The organism is Rheinheimera baltica DSM 14885, from assembly GCF_000425345.1.
GTDB lineage: Bacteria > Pseudomonadota > Gammaproteobacteria > Enterobacterales > Alteromonadaceae > Alishewanella > Alishewanella baltica.
This window is the reverse complement of sequence record NZ_AUDG01000032.1, coordinates 1-18,459: the sequence shown is the minus strand read 5'-3', so window position 1 is coordinate 18,459 and position 18,459 is coordinate 1. Positions and strand designations below refer to the sequence as shown.

Below are 18,459 nucleotides of genomic sequence, written 5' to 3'. Positions count from 1 at the left end.
TGGCCCCTAAAAATTAACCGTGGCACTGACAAAGACACTGCGCGGCATACCCGGCCGGTAGTCGATGGCACTGGAGCCAACCTGATTACTGGTGTAGGTCGAGTAGGTTTTATCACTGATATTCATCAGCCGCGCGGCCAGGCTAATATTATCCGTTAGCTGATAGCGGGCGCGCAGGTGCCATAAATCATGGCCGGGATAAGTGTTAGTATTGGTTTCGTCGGTAAAATAGCGGCCTACTTTTTGCCATTCCAGCTCTAGCCACAGGCCGGCAAGTTGCGCGGGCTGGTAGCTCAAGCTACTTTGCCACAGCTGTTTGGGTGCCTTGCCAACATCAAAGCCGGCAAAGTTGCGGGTTTCTGACACCGGCGGCACACAGGCCGGTGGGAAGCAGCTGTACAGATACTGAAAATCTTCATATTTCTGCCGGCTATAGCTGCCGCTGGCCTGCCACTGCCATTGCTCATTTAGTACCAGTTGCAGCATCAATTCAATGCCGCGATGGTTGGTTTCGCCGGCATTGGTCACTTTACGGGTATTGCCGTCGATATAGGTTACGACGTCATCTTTAATGGCTAAATCATAGATACTGGCATCAAGCTGCAGTCGTTTAAACAACGGGTTGGCAAACTGGCCGCGCCAGCCCAGCTCATGGTTTACTGCGGTTACCGGCTCCAGTTCAGTGGTGTCGCTACTGCTACCGGGGCGGAATACCTGGCCTACTGACGGCACCCTGAAGGCGTGGCGCCGGTTGGCATACAGCTGCTGATTGTCAGCGAATTTCCACACGATACCGGCCTTGGGGCTAAGCTGGCGGTAGCTGATTTTTTGCGAGTCGGGTCTGAACCAGCTGTTGCGGCCGATTTGTTCTGGTACATCCTGTGGCAAAAGATCAGTGTAGTCGACACTGAAATAATCATAGCGTGCGCCCAGGCTAATAATCAGCTGCTCGCTGGCAAACCACTGTAACTGCGCATAGGGTGACAGCACCGTTTGCTTGGCATCATAGTTATAGTTGGTGCGCCCTGTCAGGGCGTAATCAGTATAAATATCGCCGTCGCGACTTACACTAATTTGCTGCTCGGTAAAATTGGCGGGGGTGTAATCGATATCCAGACCGGTGGTCCAGTTAAACCGGTCGTTTAACTGCTGGCTGTACTGCGCCAACAGGCCATAGGATTTAAACCGGGTTTGCTGCAGCACCGGATCGTAGCTTAGCATCCAGCTTGGCATCAGATCGGAGCGGTTATCGCGGAAAAACGGCATCAGCATCAACTCGCTGTTATCCGACAGCTGATGACGCAGCTCGGCCGATAAACGTAGTGCCTGCACATCACGGGCACCCATGTCACCGTGATAGTAATTGCGCTCCGGGTTTTGTGTGTAATCTTCAAATGACAGGCCCGAGGTACCGCTTTGATCTACCTTGCCAAAGCTCAGCAGGGTTTTAAGGCGGGTGTGCTCACCCAGTTCACTATCAAGGCGCAGGTTAGTGGAAAAACGCTGGTAATCGGCCTGTTCGCGCGCGCCGTCACTTTTAGTGCTGTTAAGCTGCCAGAAGGCGCTATGCTTGTCGGCTACAGGCCCGCTGACACTGAGCAAACCACGTTGCCAGCCGTCGCTGCCAAGTTCTGCCTGTAGCCGGCCGCCAAACTGCGGTGCAGGCTCAGGCGTTAAAATATTAAAAATGCAGCCTATGGCATCGCTGCCGTACAGCGTCGAGCCTGGGCCTTTGGTCACCTCTACCCGGCCGGCGTTGGGGATATCAATTTCATACAGGCCATTATGGTTAAAAAAGCCGGTTGGTCGGGTGGGTAAGCCGTCTTCTAAAAACAGGTAAACACCACCGGTGGTAATCGGTTGGCGAATGGCGGTCATATGGCCTTCACCGCCTAAATCATTTACATGCACGCCGGATACGCGGTTCAGTAGCTCAGCTGGGTGGCCGGGACTAACATTTTTAATGGTGTCTTCATCCAATACCGCGACCGATTCAGCCAGATTAACCCGCGCCTGCGCCTGACGGCTGCTGGTCACCACCATTACTTCAATCTCTGTTGTTGCAAGTTGTTTGGCACTGGCTGTTTCGGCACTGACGGCAACCGGATTAAGTAGTAAAGGTAGACCAACCAGGGCCAAGGAAATGTTGTTGGAGGGCATATGCTCAACTCTGTTATTTAATTGATTTTATTCAATTAAGATAACAAAAGCCGGCGCAACCGTGGATGCGACAAATTGTCGCAGTACCTGAGCAAATGACTTAGACGCAGGTTTACATCGGATCCAGCGTCAGCAACACCCGGGGCGTGTCAGACGCCGGGGAGCGGTGCACTATGGCATTTTGTTCATTGCCCTCCCAGCCGGAGCCTTTGAGTAAAGTCACAGAAAATGTCCGGGCTTGTGCCGGCTTGCCATCTGTATCCAGCCACTCAGTGCCGGGGCCAAGGTAAGTGGCTACCAGACGGCATACCAGATGATCGGTATGAAACTTCGGGCACATGGGCTTGCTCAGGGTTTCCAGCCGCAGCCCCAGCTGCTGACAATCCATCAGGCAGGCGAACATCTGGCATTGCAGGGAAATATCGGCCAGCAACGCCGATTTCCCAGGCGCATCAGGTAGTGCAAAGCCAATATCCTGATGCACGCTGTCTGCGCTGACAATGCGTTTTAGCGGCATAGCGAAACTAAGCCTTCGGCAATAGTCTGTGATGGCTGTATCAATGCTGCGTTGCCAGCTGACCAAATTTACGTCGTTGGCAAAAATGCCGGTAAGCACGTGCTGATTTTTGTCAATCAACTGGCGGCTTGCCGGCTTAAACTCAGTAAATGATAAGGCACTCATGCTGCTTGGTCCGCAGTAAACGGGCTGGGTAGCTGCTGCCAGAGTTGTTCGCCTTGTGCTAACTCATCGTCGGTTAGCAGGCAGGCATTCAATTGTGCCAGCATGGCCGTTTTATCCAGTTGCTGGCCAATAAACACCAGCTCCTGGCGCCGGTCGCCAAAGGGTTCGGCCCAGCTTTGTATAATAGCTTCTTGCAGCTCTGGCTCTTGCGGCCATTGCTCTGAGGGCACGGCCTGCCAGAATAACCCGGCCATATTGTACCGGGCGATACCGCCGGCCTGATGCCACAACCAGGCATGTTGCGGCGTGCTGGCCAGCCAGAAATAACCTTTAGAGCGCAGCAGGCGGCCGGCAGGCCAATCCTGATGTAAAAAAGCATGAAACCGCTGCGGATGAAACGGCTTACGTGCAGTAAAGGCAAAGCTGCTGATACCGTATTCTTCGGTTTCTGGCGTGTGTTCGCCGCGTAGTTCCGCCAGCCAGCCTGGCGCTTGTTGTGCCTGTTCAAAATTAAATAAGCCGGTATTCAGTATTTGGCTTAACTCAACTTTGCCGTTATCGGCACGAATAATTCGGGCGCGGCTATTTAAGCTACGTAATATCGCGCTAAGACGTTGCAGTTGTTGTGACGTAATTAAGTCGGTTTTGCTGATAACCAACACATCACAAAACTCAACCTGCTCTATCAGTAAATCAGCGACGCTGCGATCGTCGTCTTCGCCTAAGCTTTCGCCACGCTCGGAGAGATCTTGGGCGGCGTCATAATCAGCCATAAAGTTGACTGCATCCACCACCGTAACCAGGGTGTCTAATCTGGCAATATCGGCCAGGCTCTGGCCGTCTTCATGCTCAAAGGTAAAGGTTTCAGCTATAGGTAACGGCTCGGAGATACCGGTCGATTCAATCAGCAGATAATCAAAGCGGCCGGCTTTGGCCAGTTTGCCGACTTCCAGCAGCAAATCTTCACGCAAGGTGCAGCAAATACAGCCGTTACTCATTTCTACCAGCTTTTCTTCGGCGCGGTTAAGGCTGACTTCTTTATTTAGCTGGTTGGCGTCGATATTAACGTCGCTCATATCGTTAACGATAACCGCTACGCGCAAGCCGTCGCGGTTATGCAGTATATGGTTAAGCAGGGTAGTTTTGCCGGCCCCTAAAAAGCCGGACAATACCGTTACCGGCAGGCGTGTATCGGGTGTGATGTTAGCTGGCAGCATCTTGTGGCCCTCGCAGTTTGTGCAGCAGTTTACGGTTAAATAAATGGGCGCTAATAAGCAGCAAACCGCCGCTTAGTGATAGCGCTGTTTCGGCTTCGTGTGGCGCAAGCAAGGAGGCAACCAGAACTAAGAAGCCGCTTAAGCCCAGTGCAAAAGGCGCTTTACGCTTGTGTACACACCAGCCGCCCGGCAGGCTCCATGCTAGTAACACACTAATTGGCAACAGCATCAGATAGTGAAACCACTCAGAGCTAAACATACCCAACAACAAGCCGGAACTGGCCAGTGCCAGCAGTACTGGCGTGGCCAGGCAATGCACAACACAGAGGCCGGATAAAGTAGCCGCTATCAAATCTTTCATACAACCTCGCTTAATACGGCACGGTTAGCAGCTATGCCGTTTAGATTATTCACCGTGCACAGTAGTTTTGTTGTCGTAAACATTGCAGCGCACTGCAAAAATGTTATAACATCACAATATCCAAAATATGTTATAACGTAACACTTAGATCGTCAAATCGATTGATCAGGTTGTGACAGCGAATGGCTAACATGGAGTGACAATGTTTAAACCGACTCTGTTAACCGCAGCAGTGTTTGCTGCTTTAACGTCAACGGCTTACGCCGACAGTATTAAAGGTACCGTTACAGATGCCGCCGGTAAACCAGTAGCGAATGCCCGGGTGCAGCTAATGGGCACTAATGGTGAAACGCGCACCGACGAGCAGGGGCGTTTTGTGTTGGCTAACGTCAATGCCGGTGAAGCTGAGCTGCATATAGAGGCTAGCCGTTTTGCTCATCGTGATGTGCATGTCGAGGTACCTGCGCAGGGGTTGGCTAACCTGAGCGTGGTATTATTAACCACGACTATTGAAACTATTGATGTAAAAGCTAGCCCGTTGCATGCATCGGTAACCGAATCAGCCTTACCGGTAAGCGTACTGGCTGGTGACGCACTGAAAATGCGTCAGGCGTCGACACTGGGTGATACGTTAAAAAACGAAGTCGGTGTGCATTCTAATTTTTATGGCGGTGTCGCCAGCAGCCCGATTATCCGTGGTTTAGATGGCCCGCGCGTACTGATTACACAAAACGGCCTCGATGCCGGTGATGCTTCACGCGTTGGGCCTGACCATAGCGTAGCGGCTGAAGCCAGCACGGCAACGCAAATTGAAGTGCTGCGCGGCCCGGCCACGTTGTTTTATGGTAGTGGTGCTATTGGTGGTGTGGTGAATGTGGTCGACGAGCGTATTCCTACTGACAACAGCACCCGCGCTGAATGGATGGTGCAGCGCGATTCTGTTAATAATGAAAAGCTTGCTGCCGGCTCTTTAGTGACCGGTACCGGTAATGTTGGCGTGTATATTGATGGCTTCTGGCGTGACAACGACAGTTATAGTATTCCTGGCTTTGCTGAAGCAGAGCCTGAGGCAGAAGCGAAAAAAGGTGTGGTAGAAAATACCGCAGCTACCGCCAAAGGCTTTACGTTAGGGGGCAGCTATTTGCTGGACAATGGCTATGTTGGCTTATCTTATGGCCGCTTAGACCGTGAATATGGTATTCCCGGCCATTCGCATGGTGGCCATGAAGAACATGAAGATCATAGCGAGCATTCTGATGAGCATGATGAACATGGTGCGGAAGAAGACGTTTTTGCTGATCTGACCCAGCACCGTGTACAGTTACTCAGTGAACTGAATTTTTCGTCTGGTTTTATCCGGGCGGTAAATACCCGTTTTGCTGTTACTGACTACGAGCATGCTGAAATTGAGCATGGTGCAGTGGGTACTACCTTTAAAAACCGCAGCCACGAAGCTCGGGTTGAGCTGCTCCACCGCACCTATCAGGACTGGCGCGGCGGTTTAAGCCTGCATTACAAGTACAGTGATTTTGAAGCAGTAGGAGCAGAGGCTTTTACGCCGCCGTCAGAAACGCAAATGCTGGCACTGGGCTGGATGGAAGAGCGCCATTTTGGCCCCTGGCTGGTGCAATTAGGTGCGCGGGTTGAGCGGGTAACCATTGATGCCAGCAATGTATTGCTGCCGTATTTAGAAGCGCATGGCGACGATGCGCACGACGACCATGATGATCATGACGACCACGACCACGGCCATGGCAGTGATGCTGAATTTATCCGTGTATTTGATGTTAGCCAGAAATTTACGCCATACAGCCTGTCTGCCGGCGCGGTGTGGGATTTTGCCGAAGGTTATAACCTGGGCGTGTCGCTGTCACGTTCGCAGCGGGCAGCCTCAGCATCTGAATTGTTGTCATTTGGCCCACATATTGGCACCGCTTCTTATGAAGTAGGTGCAATGTTTACGCTGGATGATAACGAATTTGTATTAAATACCAAACCGATTGAGCTGGAGGTGGCCAATAATCTGGATATTACGCTGCGTAAATTCAGCGGTAATACCGGTTTTGTCTTGAACGCCTTCTACAACCAGGTAGATAACTACTATTACCAGCAAAACACCGGCTTATTTGCCGAAGATGGCCATGATCATGGCGATGAACATGACCACGGCGATGAGCATGATCACAGTGGCGAGCTGCCGGTTTATCTATTTACCGCGGCGGATGTCACCTTGAACGGTTTGGAAGCCCAGTATGTCTGGCAAATTAATGCGCCGTTCAAATTAACCCTGCAAGGCGATTACATCCGAGCCCGTTTAAATGGCGGAGGCGATTTACCGCGTACGCCGCCGCTGCGTTTTGCAGCTGAACTGGCTTACGAACAGGATGCTGTTAGTGCCGATCTGCGCGCTACCCGTTATATGAAGCAGGATAAAACCTCCGGGCTGGAAACCGCAACTGACGGCTATACCCTGCTTGATGCCAGCGTCAGCTACCGGTTTGATGTTGGCTCATCACAGCTAACAGCTTACCTGAAAGGGCAAAACCTGACTGACGAAGATGCGCGAGTGCATACCTCATTTTTAAAAGATATCGCCCCGCTACCGGGCCGCACTGTTGCGCTGGGCGTGCGCGGTAGTTTCTGATTTTTTGCCGCAGGTACGCTGGTTCCTGCCCTGCGGCAACTTTTTATTTTACACGGAGATTTTATGTTACAAGCTCAATTAAAGGCAAAATTTAGTTTGGTTGCGTTGCTGGTCGCCACTTCCATGTTAGCTGCGTGTGGTGACAGTACCACTAACATCGTAGAAAAAGAGCCAATAGCAGTAGATGATGATCATGACGATGATCACGACCACGATCATGATGAAATTAGCAGCGCAGGCCGGTTGGTCATTTCGGCCAAGGATTCAAACCTTGTGTCGGTATACGAACTGGAAGATGGTAGCCTGTTAGATACTTTTGCCGTAGCTGATACGCCTTCTGCACTGGCCGCGTCTGCCGGTAAACGCTATGCCCTGGTCGTACAGCGCACTACCGACAGAGTAGAGTTTGTGGATGGTGGTTTATTCCAGGAAGATCATGTTGATCATCTGCATCCTTACCAGCAAGCACCTGCATTAAGCAGTTTTGTTCTTAGTGACAGCCGGCCGACACACATTACCAGTACTGACAGCCAGACTGCGGTATTTTTTGACGGTGATGCCGCAAGCTCTACACCTGCGGCAGTAGCGGTGATTACCGATGCGGATATTACTACCGATAGCAATGGTTATCCTGTGCTGAATTACAGCATCCATATGCATGGTGCCGCTCAGGCGCGCGGTGAGTATTTGATTTCGACGCTACGTGAGGCCGACAGCGCGACTACCTTGCCAGATAAAGTCGCGTTGTATCATTCGCATGATGATCACTTCGATGAAGAAATGGTGTTTGCCGAAACTTGCCCTAACTTACATGGCAGTGCGCAGAACGAGCATGTTATTGCCTTTGGCTGTACTGACGGAGTGTTAGTGATTACCCAGGAAGGTGAAACCTTTGCCGCCAGCAAAATTGCCAATACCGACGATTTTACCGGCACTATGCGCATTGGTACTCTGGTTGGTGCTGATCATGCCGAACATTTGGTGGGGTTTGCGGGTAGCAGCATGTTTGCTATTCATGCAGAAGATGGCGAAATGGAGCTGGTAGACTGGCAGAGTAGTGAGGAGGCCGGCGTTATAGGCTATGGCTTTGCCGATAAAGGCGAAAAATTTGTCCTGCTGGATAACCAAGGCTATTTGACCATTTTGCACTACCACGGCCACGAGCATGAAGGTGCTGCTACTGCGGCGGAAGAAGCGGCGTTTGAGTTTGCCGCGAAAGTCCAACTGACCAGTGCGGATCTTAGCACTATGCCTACTGGCAGCCGCTTTGAATTAGCTATTTCAGCCAGTGACGATAAAGCCTATGTGCTAAACCCGATTGACAGTAGCTTGTTAACCGTAGACCTTAAAGATGCTGAAGTTGTTACGACGAAACAGCTAAACTTTGTCCCGCACAAGCTTGTGTGGTTAGGCATTGCTGAACCAGCTGCCCATGACCATTAACTAGGTTGAGTTAAATTCACTACCTGCAAAAGCCGTTAAGCGATGTTTAACGGCTTTTTTAATGTAATAATCTGAATCTCGTTGAGAACTATTCGTATTTATGCTTATATGGCGTAAATTTTATGCTATCTATCTGCTGGGAGTATCAGTATGAAACCACGTTACGCATTAAGCTTATTGGGCGCCGCTATTGTTAGCGTATTAGGTAACATTAGCGCAGTGCAGGCAGCGGAGGTAAATATTTACTCTGCCAGACAGGAAGAGCTAATCAAACCACTGCTAGATAAATTTAGCCGTGAAACGGGCATTACTATTAACCTGATTACCGGTAAGCCTGATGAATTGATCAGTCGTATGGTAAGTGAGGGCCGTAACAGCCCGGCAGATATTCTGATTAGTACTGATGTGGGCCGTTTGTCCCGGGCAAAACAGCAGGGTGTGCTGCAAAGTGTCGAGTCGGATGTGTTAGCAGAAACTATCCCCGCATCATTGCGAGACCCGATGAATCAATGGTTTGGTTTAACCATGCGTGCCCGGCCTATTTTATATGTACCTGGCAAAGTTTCCCCCTCTGAGCTATCAACCTATGAAGATTTAGCCAGTCCTAAATGGCGCGGCCGTATTTGTATTCGTTCTTCTGACAATATTTATAATCAATCGATGACGGCAAGTATGATTGCCAATGACGGTGCTGATGCAGCGGAAAGTTGGGCCAAAGGGTTATTGGCTAATTTCGCCCGTCCGCCCAAAGGCGGCGATCGTGACCAAATTAAAGCCGCCGCAGCGGGCATTTGTGATATTGCCATTGCCAACACTTATTATCTTGGCGGTATGTTGGCCGATGAAAAAGAAAAAGTCGCAGCTGACGCCGTTAAGGTGTTTTGGCCAAACCAAGACGGGCGAGGCACACATATCAACATTTCCGGTGCCGGTGTGGCTAAATATGCGCCCAACAAAGCCGAAGCGGTAAAGCTTTTAGAGTACATGACCACCACCGATGCCCAACAATGGTACGCCGACACCAACCACGAATATCCTATTCGTGCTGATGTAAAGGCCAGCGAGATTTTACAAGGCTTTGGTGAATTTAAGGCAGACCAGTTACAATTGGAAAAATTGGGTGAATTAAACGCTGATGCGATACGGGTAATGGACCGCGCTGGCTGGAAGTAATTATTGAACGTTGTATGTTGTAGCAGGGCCCAGGCCAGATGATGCGCGGATGGCGTGATATCTGGCGGTGGTCGGTATTGTTGCCAGCCGCTGTGCTGGCCGTGCCGGTATTGGTTATTTTTGCCAGTATTGGCTATCCGCAACCTGACGTTTGGTTGCACTTGCGCCAAACCGTGTTGGCGGATTACGTTATAAACTCCTTGCTGCTGGCCGGTGGTACAGGCATCGGTGCCCTGTTAATGGGCACTTCAACAGCGTGGATTATTTCTCAATATCAGTTTATTGGCCGGCGTTATCTGCGTTGGCTATTGTTACTGCCCTTGGCGATGCCAGCCTATATTATTGCTTACACCTATACCGGGATGCTGGATTTTGCCGGGCCGTTGCAAACAATATTACGGGAACAGTTTGGTTGGCGTTATGGCGACTACTGGTTTCCTGAAGTCCGCTCACTAGGCGGCGCAATACTTATGCTATCACTGGTGCTATACCCCTATGTATACATGCTGGCACGCACGGCTTTTCTCGAGCAGTCTGCATCATTATTTGAAGCTAGTCGTACCTTAGGGTTTACGCCACGACAGCACTTTTGGAAAGTGGCCTTACCGTTAGCACGACCAGCCATTCTTACTGGTACAGCGCTGGCAATGATGGAGGCGTTTGCGGATTACGGCACAGTGCAGTATTTTGGTGTTACCACCTTTACCACCGGCATTTTTCGTACCTGGTTTGGTATGGGTAATCAGGTTGCTGCTGCACAATTGGCGGCGCTGCTGACCAGTTTTGTCTTGCTGTTATTAGTGCTTGAACGTTGGTCAAGACGGAAAATTCGTTACTACTATCAAGGCCAGCATCGTCATTCTCATGCAAGACGGCCAGTGAATCTTGCCCATCAGCTTTTGTTATTTACCCTATGTTTATTGCCGGTATTGTTAGGCTTTATTGTGCCAGCCATTCAGTTAATCAGCTGGGCGCTGACCAACTACCAGGTAACACTAAACCGTGAGTTTGGCGTATTAGTATGGAACAGCTTTACGTTAGCCGCCATGGCAGCCATTATTTCTGTGCTGCTGGCGCTGTTATTTGCTTATGGCAAACGGCTGCGTCGTGACGTTATGGTGCAAGTACCGGTGCGTATTGCTGCGTTGGGTTATGCCGTACCGGGTACTGTTATCGCAATTGGCGTAATGTTGCCGTTAGCCTGGGTAGATGGCCGCATAGATTTGCTGGCGGAGCAGTGGTTTGGCGTGCGCACCGGGCTTATTTTTTCCGGTACCTTATTCGCACTACTATTAGCCTACAGCGTGCGCTTTCTTGCTGTGTCACTTCACAGCGTTGAAGCCGGCCTGGAACGCATTAAACCCAGTATGGATAATGCCGCACGTTCTTTGGGCTATAAACCTTTGCACGTGCTGCAAAAAATTCATCTGCCACTGTTACGTACCAGTGTATTAACGGCATTGTTGCTGGTATTTGTTGATGTACTCAAAGAGTTACCCGCCACGCTTATTTTGCGACCGTTTAACTTCAATACCCTGGCGGTGCGCACCTACGAGCTGGCGTCAGACGAGCGCTTAGCCGATGCTGCCTTGCCCGCATTGGCTATTGTTTTGGTAAGCTTATTGCCTGTAATAGTATTGGCACGCTCGGTAGACTCAAGTATTAAAGGAAAGCCTTAATGTTGAATTTGCAACAGGTTGCTGTGGCATACAGTGGAAACACGGTTGTTAAAGACATCAGTTTATCGCTAGCCAAAGGCCAGATTGGCTGTTTAGTGGGGCCTTCAGGGTGTGGCAAAACTACTTTACTGCGTGCAATTGCTGGCTTTGAGGCTGTGTGTGCCGGCAGCATTAGCCTGCAAGGCAACATAGTGAGCAATGCCGAGCAGCAACTTCCGCCCGAGTTACGCCAGGTGGGAATGGTGTTTCAGGATTTTGCCTTATTTCCACATCTCAGTGTGGCGAACAATATTAGCTTTGGCTTGCGCCATGTAAGTAAAAGCGTCAAAGCCACCAAAGTGAAGCAGTTGCTGCAGCTGGTGGGGTTACCGGATTTGGGCCAGCGCTATATTCATCAGTTATCCGGCGGCCAACAGCAGCGCGTCGCGTTAGCACGCGCACTGGCACCAGAGCCTAACGTATTGTTACTGGACGAGCCGTTTTCCAGTTTGGACACCGAACTGCGAGAAGGTTTAGCTCGCGAGATCCGGCAAATATTGCAACAACTGCAAATCACCGCAGTAATGGTAACGCATGATCAAAATGAAGCCTTTGCAATGGCTGATATGATAGGTGTTATGGCTCAGGGACGTTTGCAACAATGGGCCAGCCCGTATGAGCTTTATCATAAACCGGCCAGCCGTTTTGTCGCCGACTTTATTGGTCGTGGCGTGTTATTACCGGGTACTGTTTTGGCCGCGCAGCAGGTTCAAACCAGCCTGGGCATATTCCAGCAGCGGTATGTCAGTAGTTTGCAGCCGGGTGACAAGGTTGACGTGTTAATACGACCGGACGACATTGTTCATGATGATAGCAGCAGTGTTACCGCACAGGTAGCAGACAAAGCCTTTCGTGGTTCACATATTTTGTATCAGTTAAAGCTCGACAGTGGCGAGCAGGTACAGTGTCTGGCACTAAGCCATCATAATCATGCAATGGGCGAGCATATTGGTATTCGGCTCGATTTAGACCATTTGGTGTTGTTCCCGAGAGACCATTAGTAAGGTTGTGCAGATATAACAACCGTGGCGAAGTGGCTTATTTCTCAAGATCAACAGTACATTTTGTCTGCTGTTTTGCCCGGAATTGTTGCGGCGATACACCATTCTCCCGCCGAAAGGCACGGCCAAAATTAGCCGGATCGGCATAACCAAGCAAAAAACCAATTTGCTGCACCGGCAGGGCCGTTGTTAACAGATAATGGGTCGCCATTTGCTGACGCCAGTCTGTAATTAGCTGGTGGTAACTGGTTTGCTCGTTGTCCAGACGTCGGCGCAGTGTGCGGCTGGACATGGCAAACTCGGCGGCAATTTTTTCTATACAGGGAACCCGCCCTTTAGTGCGGCCCAGCATAAGCCTGATTAACCCGGCAATACTCTGGCTTTGCTGCCAGCGCTGCAATTCTTGCTCGCATTGGGCGCTAAGTTGGTTTTGTACTTGCCGGTCAGCCCAGGGACAGGGGATTGCCAGGTCTGTGGCGTCAAAAATAAAGCGGTGTTGTGGTTGGGCGAAACGAACTGGGCAGGGAAAAAATGCCTGATACAATGCACTGTAGCCTGGTTCTGCAAAGGCAAATTGCACCTGACGCAGGCGATATTTGTGTCCGGTAACAAAGTCCAGCGTAGCATGCAAGGTCACAGCAAAGGTTTCTACCACAAATTGGCGAATGTCTGCCAACGGATGCAGTTCTTCCAGCGTTAGATGCACTTGCTGTTGGTTCTGGCGCATACTAAGTGTCAGTAGTGGGCTACGAGTGGCGGTATACTTGCAAATAAGTTGCAAGGCTTCATGCATGTTAACGCTGCTGATTGCAGCTAACCCCAACATACCATGAGTATTAATGGTTAGCTGGCTGCCCAGATAAAGTCCTAATGCCGGTTCATTTATTTCGTTACAGCAGAGCTGAATTACGGCATGAAACTGTTGCCAGCTTAGCGTGGCATTTATCTGATTTGGACCCTCTGGTGGCAGCCCTGCTTTAGCTAGCACCGCCTCAACGTTGCCACCACGGCTTTGCAGCAAATCCAGCAAGTTACGCACATAGTGGCTAGGCAATGTTACCTCATTACCGAGGGTATTGCTGTTAACGGCTGTGCTTTTTGCCTCGGGATGAGTAAGCCGATACTGGCTTAAACCGCTGCTACTTACCATGGCACTATGTAACCTCTTAATGCTGTACTCAAACCCAGTTTATGTAGTGTACCTTACTCGCTTTGATGTCAGTATTATTTGTCCGAAAATGACCAGAAGTTGGCTGCTATAACACTGCCGTTAGTGCTTACGATGTCATACGCTTATAGCCTGAATTCTTGCGGGTTGGCGTCGATGATAAAATATTTAAAATTCAGTTTGTTTCATTTGCTTACACTGCCGTTTTTGCTGGGTATCGGCTTGGGTGGCAATTGGATGGCGCTGGGCTTTATTGTGGTGTTGCTGGTTGTGGTGTTTGGCGATGTGCTAATGGGTGATGATCTTAGCGAGCCAGCGTATGCTCACACCTGGCTGTTAAATGCTCAGCTCTATAGCGCTTTAGTCTTTATTGCGATGATTTTTGTCATGTTGTTGTGGAGCGTGGCTGAAAATGACGTGTTTGGGATAGGACAGTTTATTTACCACTATACAGGCTACGATGCGTTGGCGGCACGTGCTGGTAATCAGTGGTGGCACTTTGTCCCGGTATGGCTTGGTGCCGGATTATTAATGGCTATAGTGGGTACTGTGCCAGCGCACGAGCTGACACACCGCACGGCAGATCGTTTGGCCATGCTAATTGGCCGCTGGTTACTGGCTTTTAGCTGGGATTGTGCTTTTGCAATCGAGCATGTGTATGGCCATCACCGTTATGTTGCTACCCTGCAGGACCCTGCAAGTGCGCCGCGAGGAAGAAATGTATATCAGCATATCGTTATTTCTACTGTTGCAGGTAATATCAGCGCCTGGGCAATTGAAAAGCAACGTTTAACACATTTAAACCTGGCGTTGTACAGTTACCATAACCGATATTTACGCGGCATTGTGATGTCTTTAGTATTAAGTGTAGTGGCTTTGATTCTGGCCGGTTTACCGGGGTTATTGTTATTTAGTGCTTGTGCTTTACTCGCCAAAGCCTTGTTAGAAGTGGTTAATTATATTGAGCATTACGGCATTGTGCGCCAGCCTAAGCAGCCTGTACGGCCTTATCATAGCTGGAATAGTACTAAGCGCATTAGCAGTTGGGCCAGCTTTAACCTAACCCGGCATTCACATCATCATGCCAGAGCGCAACTGCCGTTTTATCAATTAAAAGCCATGCCTGATGCACCGGATTTACCTACCGGTTATTTAGGGTCAATTTTGCTAGCGCTGATCCCGCCATTATGGTTTCATTTAATGACGCCAAAATTACAACAATGGGATGCACGTTATGGACAGAAGTGTGAGGCTAAGGAATAAATTGCAGCGCTGGGCACAACATGCCAGCGCTGCATCAAAACATCAAAAGATGTTAAACAACAGAGGTTAAATTACTTCGTCGGGCTCGGCGAATTCTGGGGTAGTAGCACGAACATGTTTGTCGCGTAATTTGCCTACTACCGAACTTAATTTACGTTGCATTTTGTCGGCAGCACCGGTTAAGGCTTGGTTTACTGTAGCGGCATGTTCGGTTATCGCTACCGGGTCCAAGCCTTCAAAGCGGGCTTCCAGCATGCAGCGTTTATCACTGCCATCATGCTTGGTGTTGCCATTCTCATCACTAAAATGCACTTCAATCCGCGTTATGTGGTCAGCAAATCGGCTGAGTTTGTTTTGCAATGTATTGCGAACAATTTCTGCCAGCCGCTCATCGGCCTGAATATTACGATCACTGTTAATTTGAATTTGCATAGCTTACTCCTGTTGTTAACTCTGTGGCGTGTTAGGCCTAACTAACAGACCTCGCCTACATGGATTAGTTTCCACTTGCTGATACATATCTGGAGACTATACGTGGCGTATTCAATAGCTAAATTAGCTTTTGTTATCGAGTAACGGATTAACATATTGCACGCACTTAAGTATTGGGGGAGTTAGGTATAAAAACAGGGAGCCCAAAACAGCAGCTCCCACCAGGAAAAGTTGAATGAAAATTACTGCAAGAAAAGTTGTATTTTATTCGCGACCGCTTCTATACCCACGACACCATCTAAATGGCCCCAGTCGCCCGGAATTTCAGCATATTGGGGCGGATTGCCTGCGGCATTCATAGCGGAAGCGCTTTGCTTACTAAGATAGGGCGGTAACAGTAAGTCACCGGTTGCCGGTAAGAATAACGTTTTAGCCTGAACTTTAGCGACCGCCTGTTGCCAGCTGTCCCCCATGCCAGCACGCCATAGCTGCGATGCTCTGACTAAATACAAAATGTGATTAGCATCCTGATAGGTTGCCCGAACTTTGGCATGTTGCATGAGTTCGTCCCACGCAGTAAGGCTGGCGCGAATATCTTGCAAAGCGGCTTTATCTGCAACGGGAGATGGGTAGCGCAGGTTAAAGCCCACCGGATGCACGGCATCCTGAGTAATATAGGCTAACGTCGTGGTTAAGCCCTGAATCGGTTGACCTTTGTCGTAGTAATCGCCATTGTTCCACGCTGGGTCGACTTTTATCGGGTAAGCCCAGCGCTCAAGTTTCACTGCGCCAAAGGTGTCAATAAAGGCACTGCCTATTACCGGTATTAAGCGCTCGACGCGCTCCGGGTATCGCACTGCCCATTCAATCGCTTGAAACGATCCCATTGACGGGCCAATAACGGCATACAATTTAGTAATGCCGAGGCTATCAAGCAGGGCTTTTTGCACCTCAACAAAATCGCCAATGGTAACCACGGGAAAGGTTAAACCATAAGGCTTGCCTGTAGCAGGGGAAATAGTCGCAGGCCCTGTTGTAATAACATTGGGGTCAAATACATTGGCATTAACTAAGGTATCACTGCTAATAACATAAAATTTATTCGTGTCGATGGCTTTACCTGGGCCAATAATGCTGTCCCAATAACCCGGTACGGCATCTGTTGCTTGGTATTTTCCGGCCGCATGGCTGGTGCCAGAGAAATAGTGGGTAATTAATATTACGTTAGACTTATCTGCATTAAGCTTGCCATAGGCTTCCCAGCCAATATTAACCGGGGCAATAGTCTGGCCATTCGCTGTAGTAAAGCTATCAAGCGTAAAGCGCTGTTTTTTTACATCTACTGTATTTGCTGCTGCCGTAAAGCCCAAACTTGCCGCTAGCAGTATACTTAATAAAACTCGCATCTATCTTCCTTAAAACCACTGAAATAACAGTATTGCCAGAGCTGTGCCTAATACCGGCACCAGCACACTCACAACGGCTACTGGCCAATACGCATTTTGATTACTCTCGCCACAGATTGCACGAATAGTGGTAACCACGTAACCGTTATGCGGCAACGAGTCTAACGCACCGGAGGAAATGGCAACGACACGGTGCAGTTGTTCGGCATCGACACCCCGGTCGAGATAATGCGGGGCAATTTCGGGTAACGCAATAGCTTGCCCACCCGATGCCGAGCCGGTTAAACCCGCGATAGCACTTACTGCTACTGCAGCGCCAAGCAATTCCGGCCCAGGCAGGTGGGTCATGTAATCTACTACATTGCTAAACGCCGGTGTTAACTTTGCAACAGAGCCAAACCCAACCACTGCCGCTGTGTTACCTATGGCTAATAACGCACCTAATACCCCTTCGTTAGTTGCTGCTGCTGGGTTATGTAAAAAACGAAAATTAAGCAAATACAAACTGACCACACCGCCGCTAAGCGCAACAATAAGCGCGGCTTGCTGTAGGCTATCGTGTAGCATATAAGACAACAGTAACACCACACCTAGCGGAATAATGCCCATTAGCGGGTTAGGCAGGGCGCGGGAGGTTATTTCCGGGTCACTGGCGCGCTGGTTAAACTGTTCGCCCTGTTTTACGGCGCGGTTTATCATCCACATCAGCAATGTATAGCCACCTATCGCCATAAAAATGGCCACCACGATGCTAACTTGCCAGCCAGCATAGGGCGAAGTATGTAAATATTGAATTGGGATCCAGTTTTGAATTTCCGGCGAACCAGCAGATGTCATGGTAAAGGTAACTGAGCCCAACGCCAGTGCCGCCGGAATAAAACGTCTGGGTAAGTTTGCGCCTTTAAATAAGCTCACCGCCATGGGGTAGGCAGAAAACGCCACCACAAACACACTAACCCCGCCGTAGGTTAGCACGGCACAGGCCAGCACAACGGCCAGAACCGCTTTACCTTGCCCTAGTTTTTTTACAATAGCCAGCGCCACTGCATCAGCAGCGCCGGTATGTTCCATGAGTTTACCGAACAAAGAACCGAGCAAAAACATTAAAAACCAGGCTGCGACAAAGCCAGAGAAACCCGACATATAACCGTGCACGAAGTCGAGTTTGTCGCTTACCTGCCAAAATGGAATACCATTGGTTACCGCCACCAGCAAAGCACACAATGGTGCAGTAATAAACAGGTTAAAGCCGCGCATGGTCAACACGATTAGTAGCCCAAGCCCAGCCATTAATCCGATAAGACTCAACATCTCGTTATCCTTATTTTCATTTTCGTTTAGTCTGATACAGGACTGCAGTCATCACCATAGTACTAAGGTACAGGTTAAAAATTCTGCGTTTGCGCCTACAGTAAGGCTACACAAATAAAAACAAAAGATGCGAACCCAAACAGCAGGAGAGCCAAGATGGCCCATAACTATAATACTGATGCACCGCACAAGTTTAGCCGAACCTTACTCAAACCCTGAGGTATCCCCACAAAATTATTAGCTAAAACAAAAAGATGAACTCAGAAGGAACATTCATGGCGTTCGGTGATCAGATCAATCGCCAAACATCACTGAGACCAAACAGCCATGAATGTTCGTACTATCTTGACCAATATCGTTTCATTTGTCACACCCAAAATGCATGCAACCAGACAAAAAGCAGTGATTGATTGCGTGCAAAGCCTGGCAAACGGCAGTGCCGCTACCGTCACCAGCATTGGCCGGGGTATTCACTCTAAT

At 49.6% G+C, this 18,459-nt stretch carries 14 protein-coding genes; 6 read left to right on the top strand and 8 right to left on the bottom strand.

Features of this window, described 5'->3' with window-relative positions; all coding sequences use genetic code 11:
* Window positions 1-6: 6 nt before the first annotated feature.
* From H595_RS0111740 to H595_RS0111725, 4 genes are all read right to left on the bottom strand, one after another.
* Window positions 7-2,160: a TonB-dependent receptor gene (locus tag H595_RS0111740; RefSeq protein ID WP_027671394.1), complete on the bottom strand. Its 2,154-nt coding sequence runs from the start codon at window positions 2,158-2,160 to the stop codon at window positions 7-9.
* Between the two features lie 112 nt (window positions 2,161-2,272).
* Complete coding sequence (locus H595_RS0111735; RefSeq protein ID WP_027671393.1) at window positions 2,273-2,842, bottom strand: DUF1826 domain-containing protein; 570 nt, start codon at window positions 2,840-2,842, stop codon at window positions 2,273-2,275.
* Window positions 2,839-4,059 carry a zinc metallochaperone GTPase ZigA gene (gene zigA / locus H595_RS0111730; protein ID WP_027671392.1) on the bottom strand — a complete coding sequence of 407 codons (1,221 nt, stop codon included), beginning with the start codon at window positions 4,057-4,059 and terminating at the stop codon, window positions 2,839-2,841. Before zigA ends, H595_RS0111735 begins: the two co-directional genes overlap by 4 nt.
* The gene (locus tag H595_RS0111725; protein ID WP_027671391.1) at window positions 4,046-4,420 is read right to left on the bottom strand and encodes a MerC domain-containing protein; all 375 of its coding nucleotides are present in this window, start codon (window positions 4,418-4,420) and stop codon (window positions 4,046-4,048) included. Before H595_RS0111725 ends, zigA begins: the two co-directional genes overlap by 14 nt.
* Window positions 4,421-4,622: 202 nt before the next feature.
* Here H595_RS0111725 and H595_RS0111720 point away from each other — a divergent pair, with 202 nt between their 5' ends.
* The 5 genes from H595_RS0111720 to H595_RS0111700 all read left to right on the top strand — a co-directional run bounded on the left by H595_RS0111720 (window position 4,623) and on the right by H595_RS0111700 (window position 12,399).
* The gene (locus tag H595_RS0111720; RefSeq protein ID WP_027671390.1) at window positions 4,623-7,064 is read left to right on the top strand and encodes a TonB-dependent receptor; all 2,442 of its coding nucleotides are present in this window, start codon (window positions 4,623-4,625) and stop codon (window positions 7,062-7,064) included.
* Between the two features lie 63 nt (window positions 7,065-7,127).
* Window positions 7,128-8,507, top strand: coding sequence for a YncE family protein (locus tag H595_RS0111715; protein ID WP_051219856.1), 1,380 nt, complete (start codon window positions 7,128-7,130; stop codon window positions 8,505-8,507).
* Between the two features lie 144 nt (window positions 8,508-8,651).
* Entirely contained in the window at window positions 8,652-9,680 is a 1,029-nt protein-coding gene (locus tag H595_RS0111710; RefSeq protein WP_037054609.1) for a Fe(3+) ABC transporter substrate-binding protein, read from the top strand.
* Between the two features lie 38 nt (window positions 9,681-9,718).
* A complete protein-coding gene (locus H595_RS0111705) occupies window positions 9,719-11,359 on the top strand; it encodes an ABC transporter permease (protein ID WP_027671387.1) in 1,641 nt (546 codons plus the stop codon).
* Window positions 11,359-12,399, top strand: coding sequence for an ABC transporter ATP-binding protein (locus H595_RS0111700; protein ID WP_027671386.1), 1,041 nt, complete (start codon window positions 11,359-11,361; stop codon window positions 12,397-12,399). Before H595_RS0111705 ends, H595_RS0111700 begins: the two co-directional genes overlap by 1 nt.
* A 37-nt stretch (window positions 12,400-12,436) precedes the next feature.
* Here the strand turns inward: H595_RS0111700 and H595_RS0111695 are convergent, their stop codons facing one another.
* Window positions 12,437-13,549: an AraC family transcriptional regulator gene (locus H595_RS0111695; RefSeq protein WP_027671385.1), complete on the bottom strand. Its 1,113-nt coding sequence runs from the start codon at window positions 13,547-13,549 to the stop codon at window positions 12,437-12,439.
* Window positions 13,550-13,723: 174 nt separating this feature from the next.
* Here H595_RS0111695 and H595_RS22195 point away from each other — a divergent pair, with 174 nt between their 5' ends.
* Window positions 13,724-14,830: an alkane 1-monooxygenase gene (locus H595_RS22195; protein ID WP_051219855.1), complete on the top strand. Its 1,107-nt coding sequence runs from the start codon at window positions 13,724-13,726 to the stop codon at window positions 14,828-14,830.
* Window positions 14,831-14,896: 66 nt separating this feature from the next.
* On the opposite strand, the gene H595_RS0111685 is transcribed toward H595_RS22195, so the two are convergent.
* The 3 genes from H595_RS0111685 to H595_RS0111675 all read right to left on the bottom strand — a co-directional run bounded on the left by H595_RS0111685 (window position 14,897) and on the right by H595_RS0111675 (window position 17,979).
* On the bottom strand, window positions 14,897-15,262 hold the full coding sequence (locus H595_RS0111685; protein WP_027671384.1) for an HPF/RaiA family ribosome-associated protein: 366 nt from the start codon (window positions 15,260-15,262) through the stop codon (window positions 14,897-14,899).
* Window positions 15,263-15,504: 242 nt separating this feature from the next.
* A complete protein-coding gene (locus tag H595_RS0111680) occupies window positions 15,505-16,668 on the bottom strand; it encodes an E22 family MetX-like putative esterase (RefSeq protein WP_027671383.1) in 1,164 nt (387 codons plus the stop codon).
* Window positions 16,669-16,677: 9 nt separating this feature from the next.
* Window positions 16,678-17,979: a GntP family permease gene (locus H595_RS0111675; protein ID WP_027671382.1), complete on the bottom strand. Its 1,302-nt coding sequence runs from the start codon at window positions 17,977-17,979 to the stop codon at window positions 16,678-16,680.
* Window positions 17,980-18,459: the final 480 nt, after the last annotated feature.

What these genes read in the sequence shown, in the direction of transcription:
- H595_RS0111740 (WP_027671394.1), bottom strand. Translation starts at nt 2,160, where the DNA reads ATGCCCTCCAACAACATTTCCTTGGCCCTGGTTGGTCTACCTTTACTA.
- H595_RS0111735 (WP_027671393.1), bottom strand. Translation starts at nt 2,842, where the DNA reads ATGAGTGCCTTATCATTTACTGAGTTTAAGCCGGCAAGCCGCCAGTTG.
- zigA (WP_027671392.1), bottom strand. Translation starts at nt 4,059, where the DNA reads ATGCTGCCAGCTAACATCACACCCGATACACGCCTGCCGGTAACGGTA.
- H595_RS0111725 (WP_027671391.1), bottom strand. Translation starts at nt 4,420, where the DNA reads ATGAAAGATTTGATAGCGGCTACTTTATCCGGCCTCTGTGTTGTGCAT.
- H595_RS0111720 (WP_027671390.1), top strand. Translation starts at nt 4,623, where the DNA reads ATGTTTAAACCGACTCTGTTAACCGCAGCAGTGTTTGCTGCTTTAACG.
- H595_RS0111715 (WP_051219856.1), top strand. Translation starts at nt 7,128, where the DNA reads ATGTTACAAGCTCAATTAAAGGCAAAATTTAGTTTGGTTGCGTTGCTG.
- H595_RS0111705 (WP_027671387.1), top strand. Translation starts at nt 9,719, where the DNA reads ATGATGCGCGGATGGCGTGATATCTGGCGGTGGTCGGTATTGTTGCCA.
- H595_RS0111700 (WP_027671386.1), top strand. Translation starts at nt 11,359, where the DNA reads ATGTTGAATTTGCAACAGGTTGCTGTGGCATACAGTGGAAACACGGTT.
- H595_RS0111695 (WP_027671385.1), bottom strand. Translation starts at nt 13,549, where the DNA reads ATGGTAAGTAGCAGCGGTTTAAGCCAGTATCGGCTTACTCATCCCGAG.
- H595_RS22195 (WP_051219855.1), top strand. Translation starts at nt 13,724, where the DNA reads ATGATAAAATATTTAAAATTCAGTTTGTTTCATTTGCTTACACTGCCG.
- H595_RS0111685 (WP_027671384.1), bottom strand. Translation starts at nt 15,262, where the DNA reads ATGCAAATTCAAATTAACAGTGATCGTAATATTCAGGCCGATGAGCGG.
- H595_RS0111680 (WP_027671383.1), bottom strand. Translation starts at nt 16,668, where the DNA reads ATGCGAGTTTTATTAAGTATACTGCTAGCGGCAAGTTTGGGCTTTACG.
- H595_RS0111675 (WP_027671382.1), bottom strand. Translation starts at nt 17,979, where the DNA reads ATGTTGAGTCTTATCGGATTAATGGCTGGGCTTGGGCTACTAATCGTG.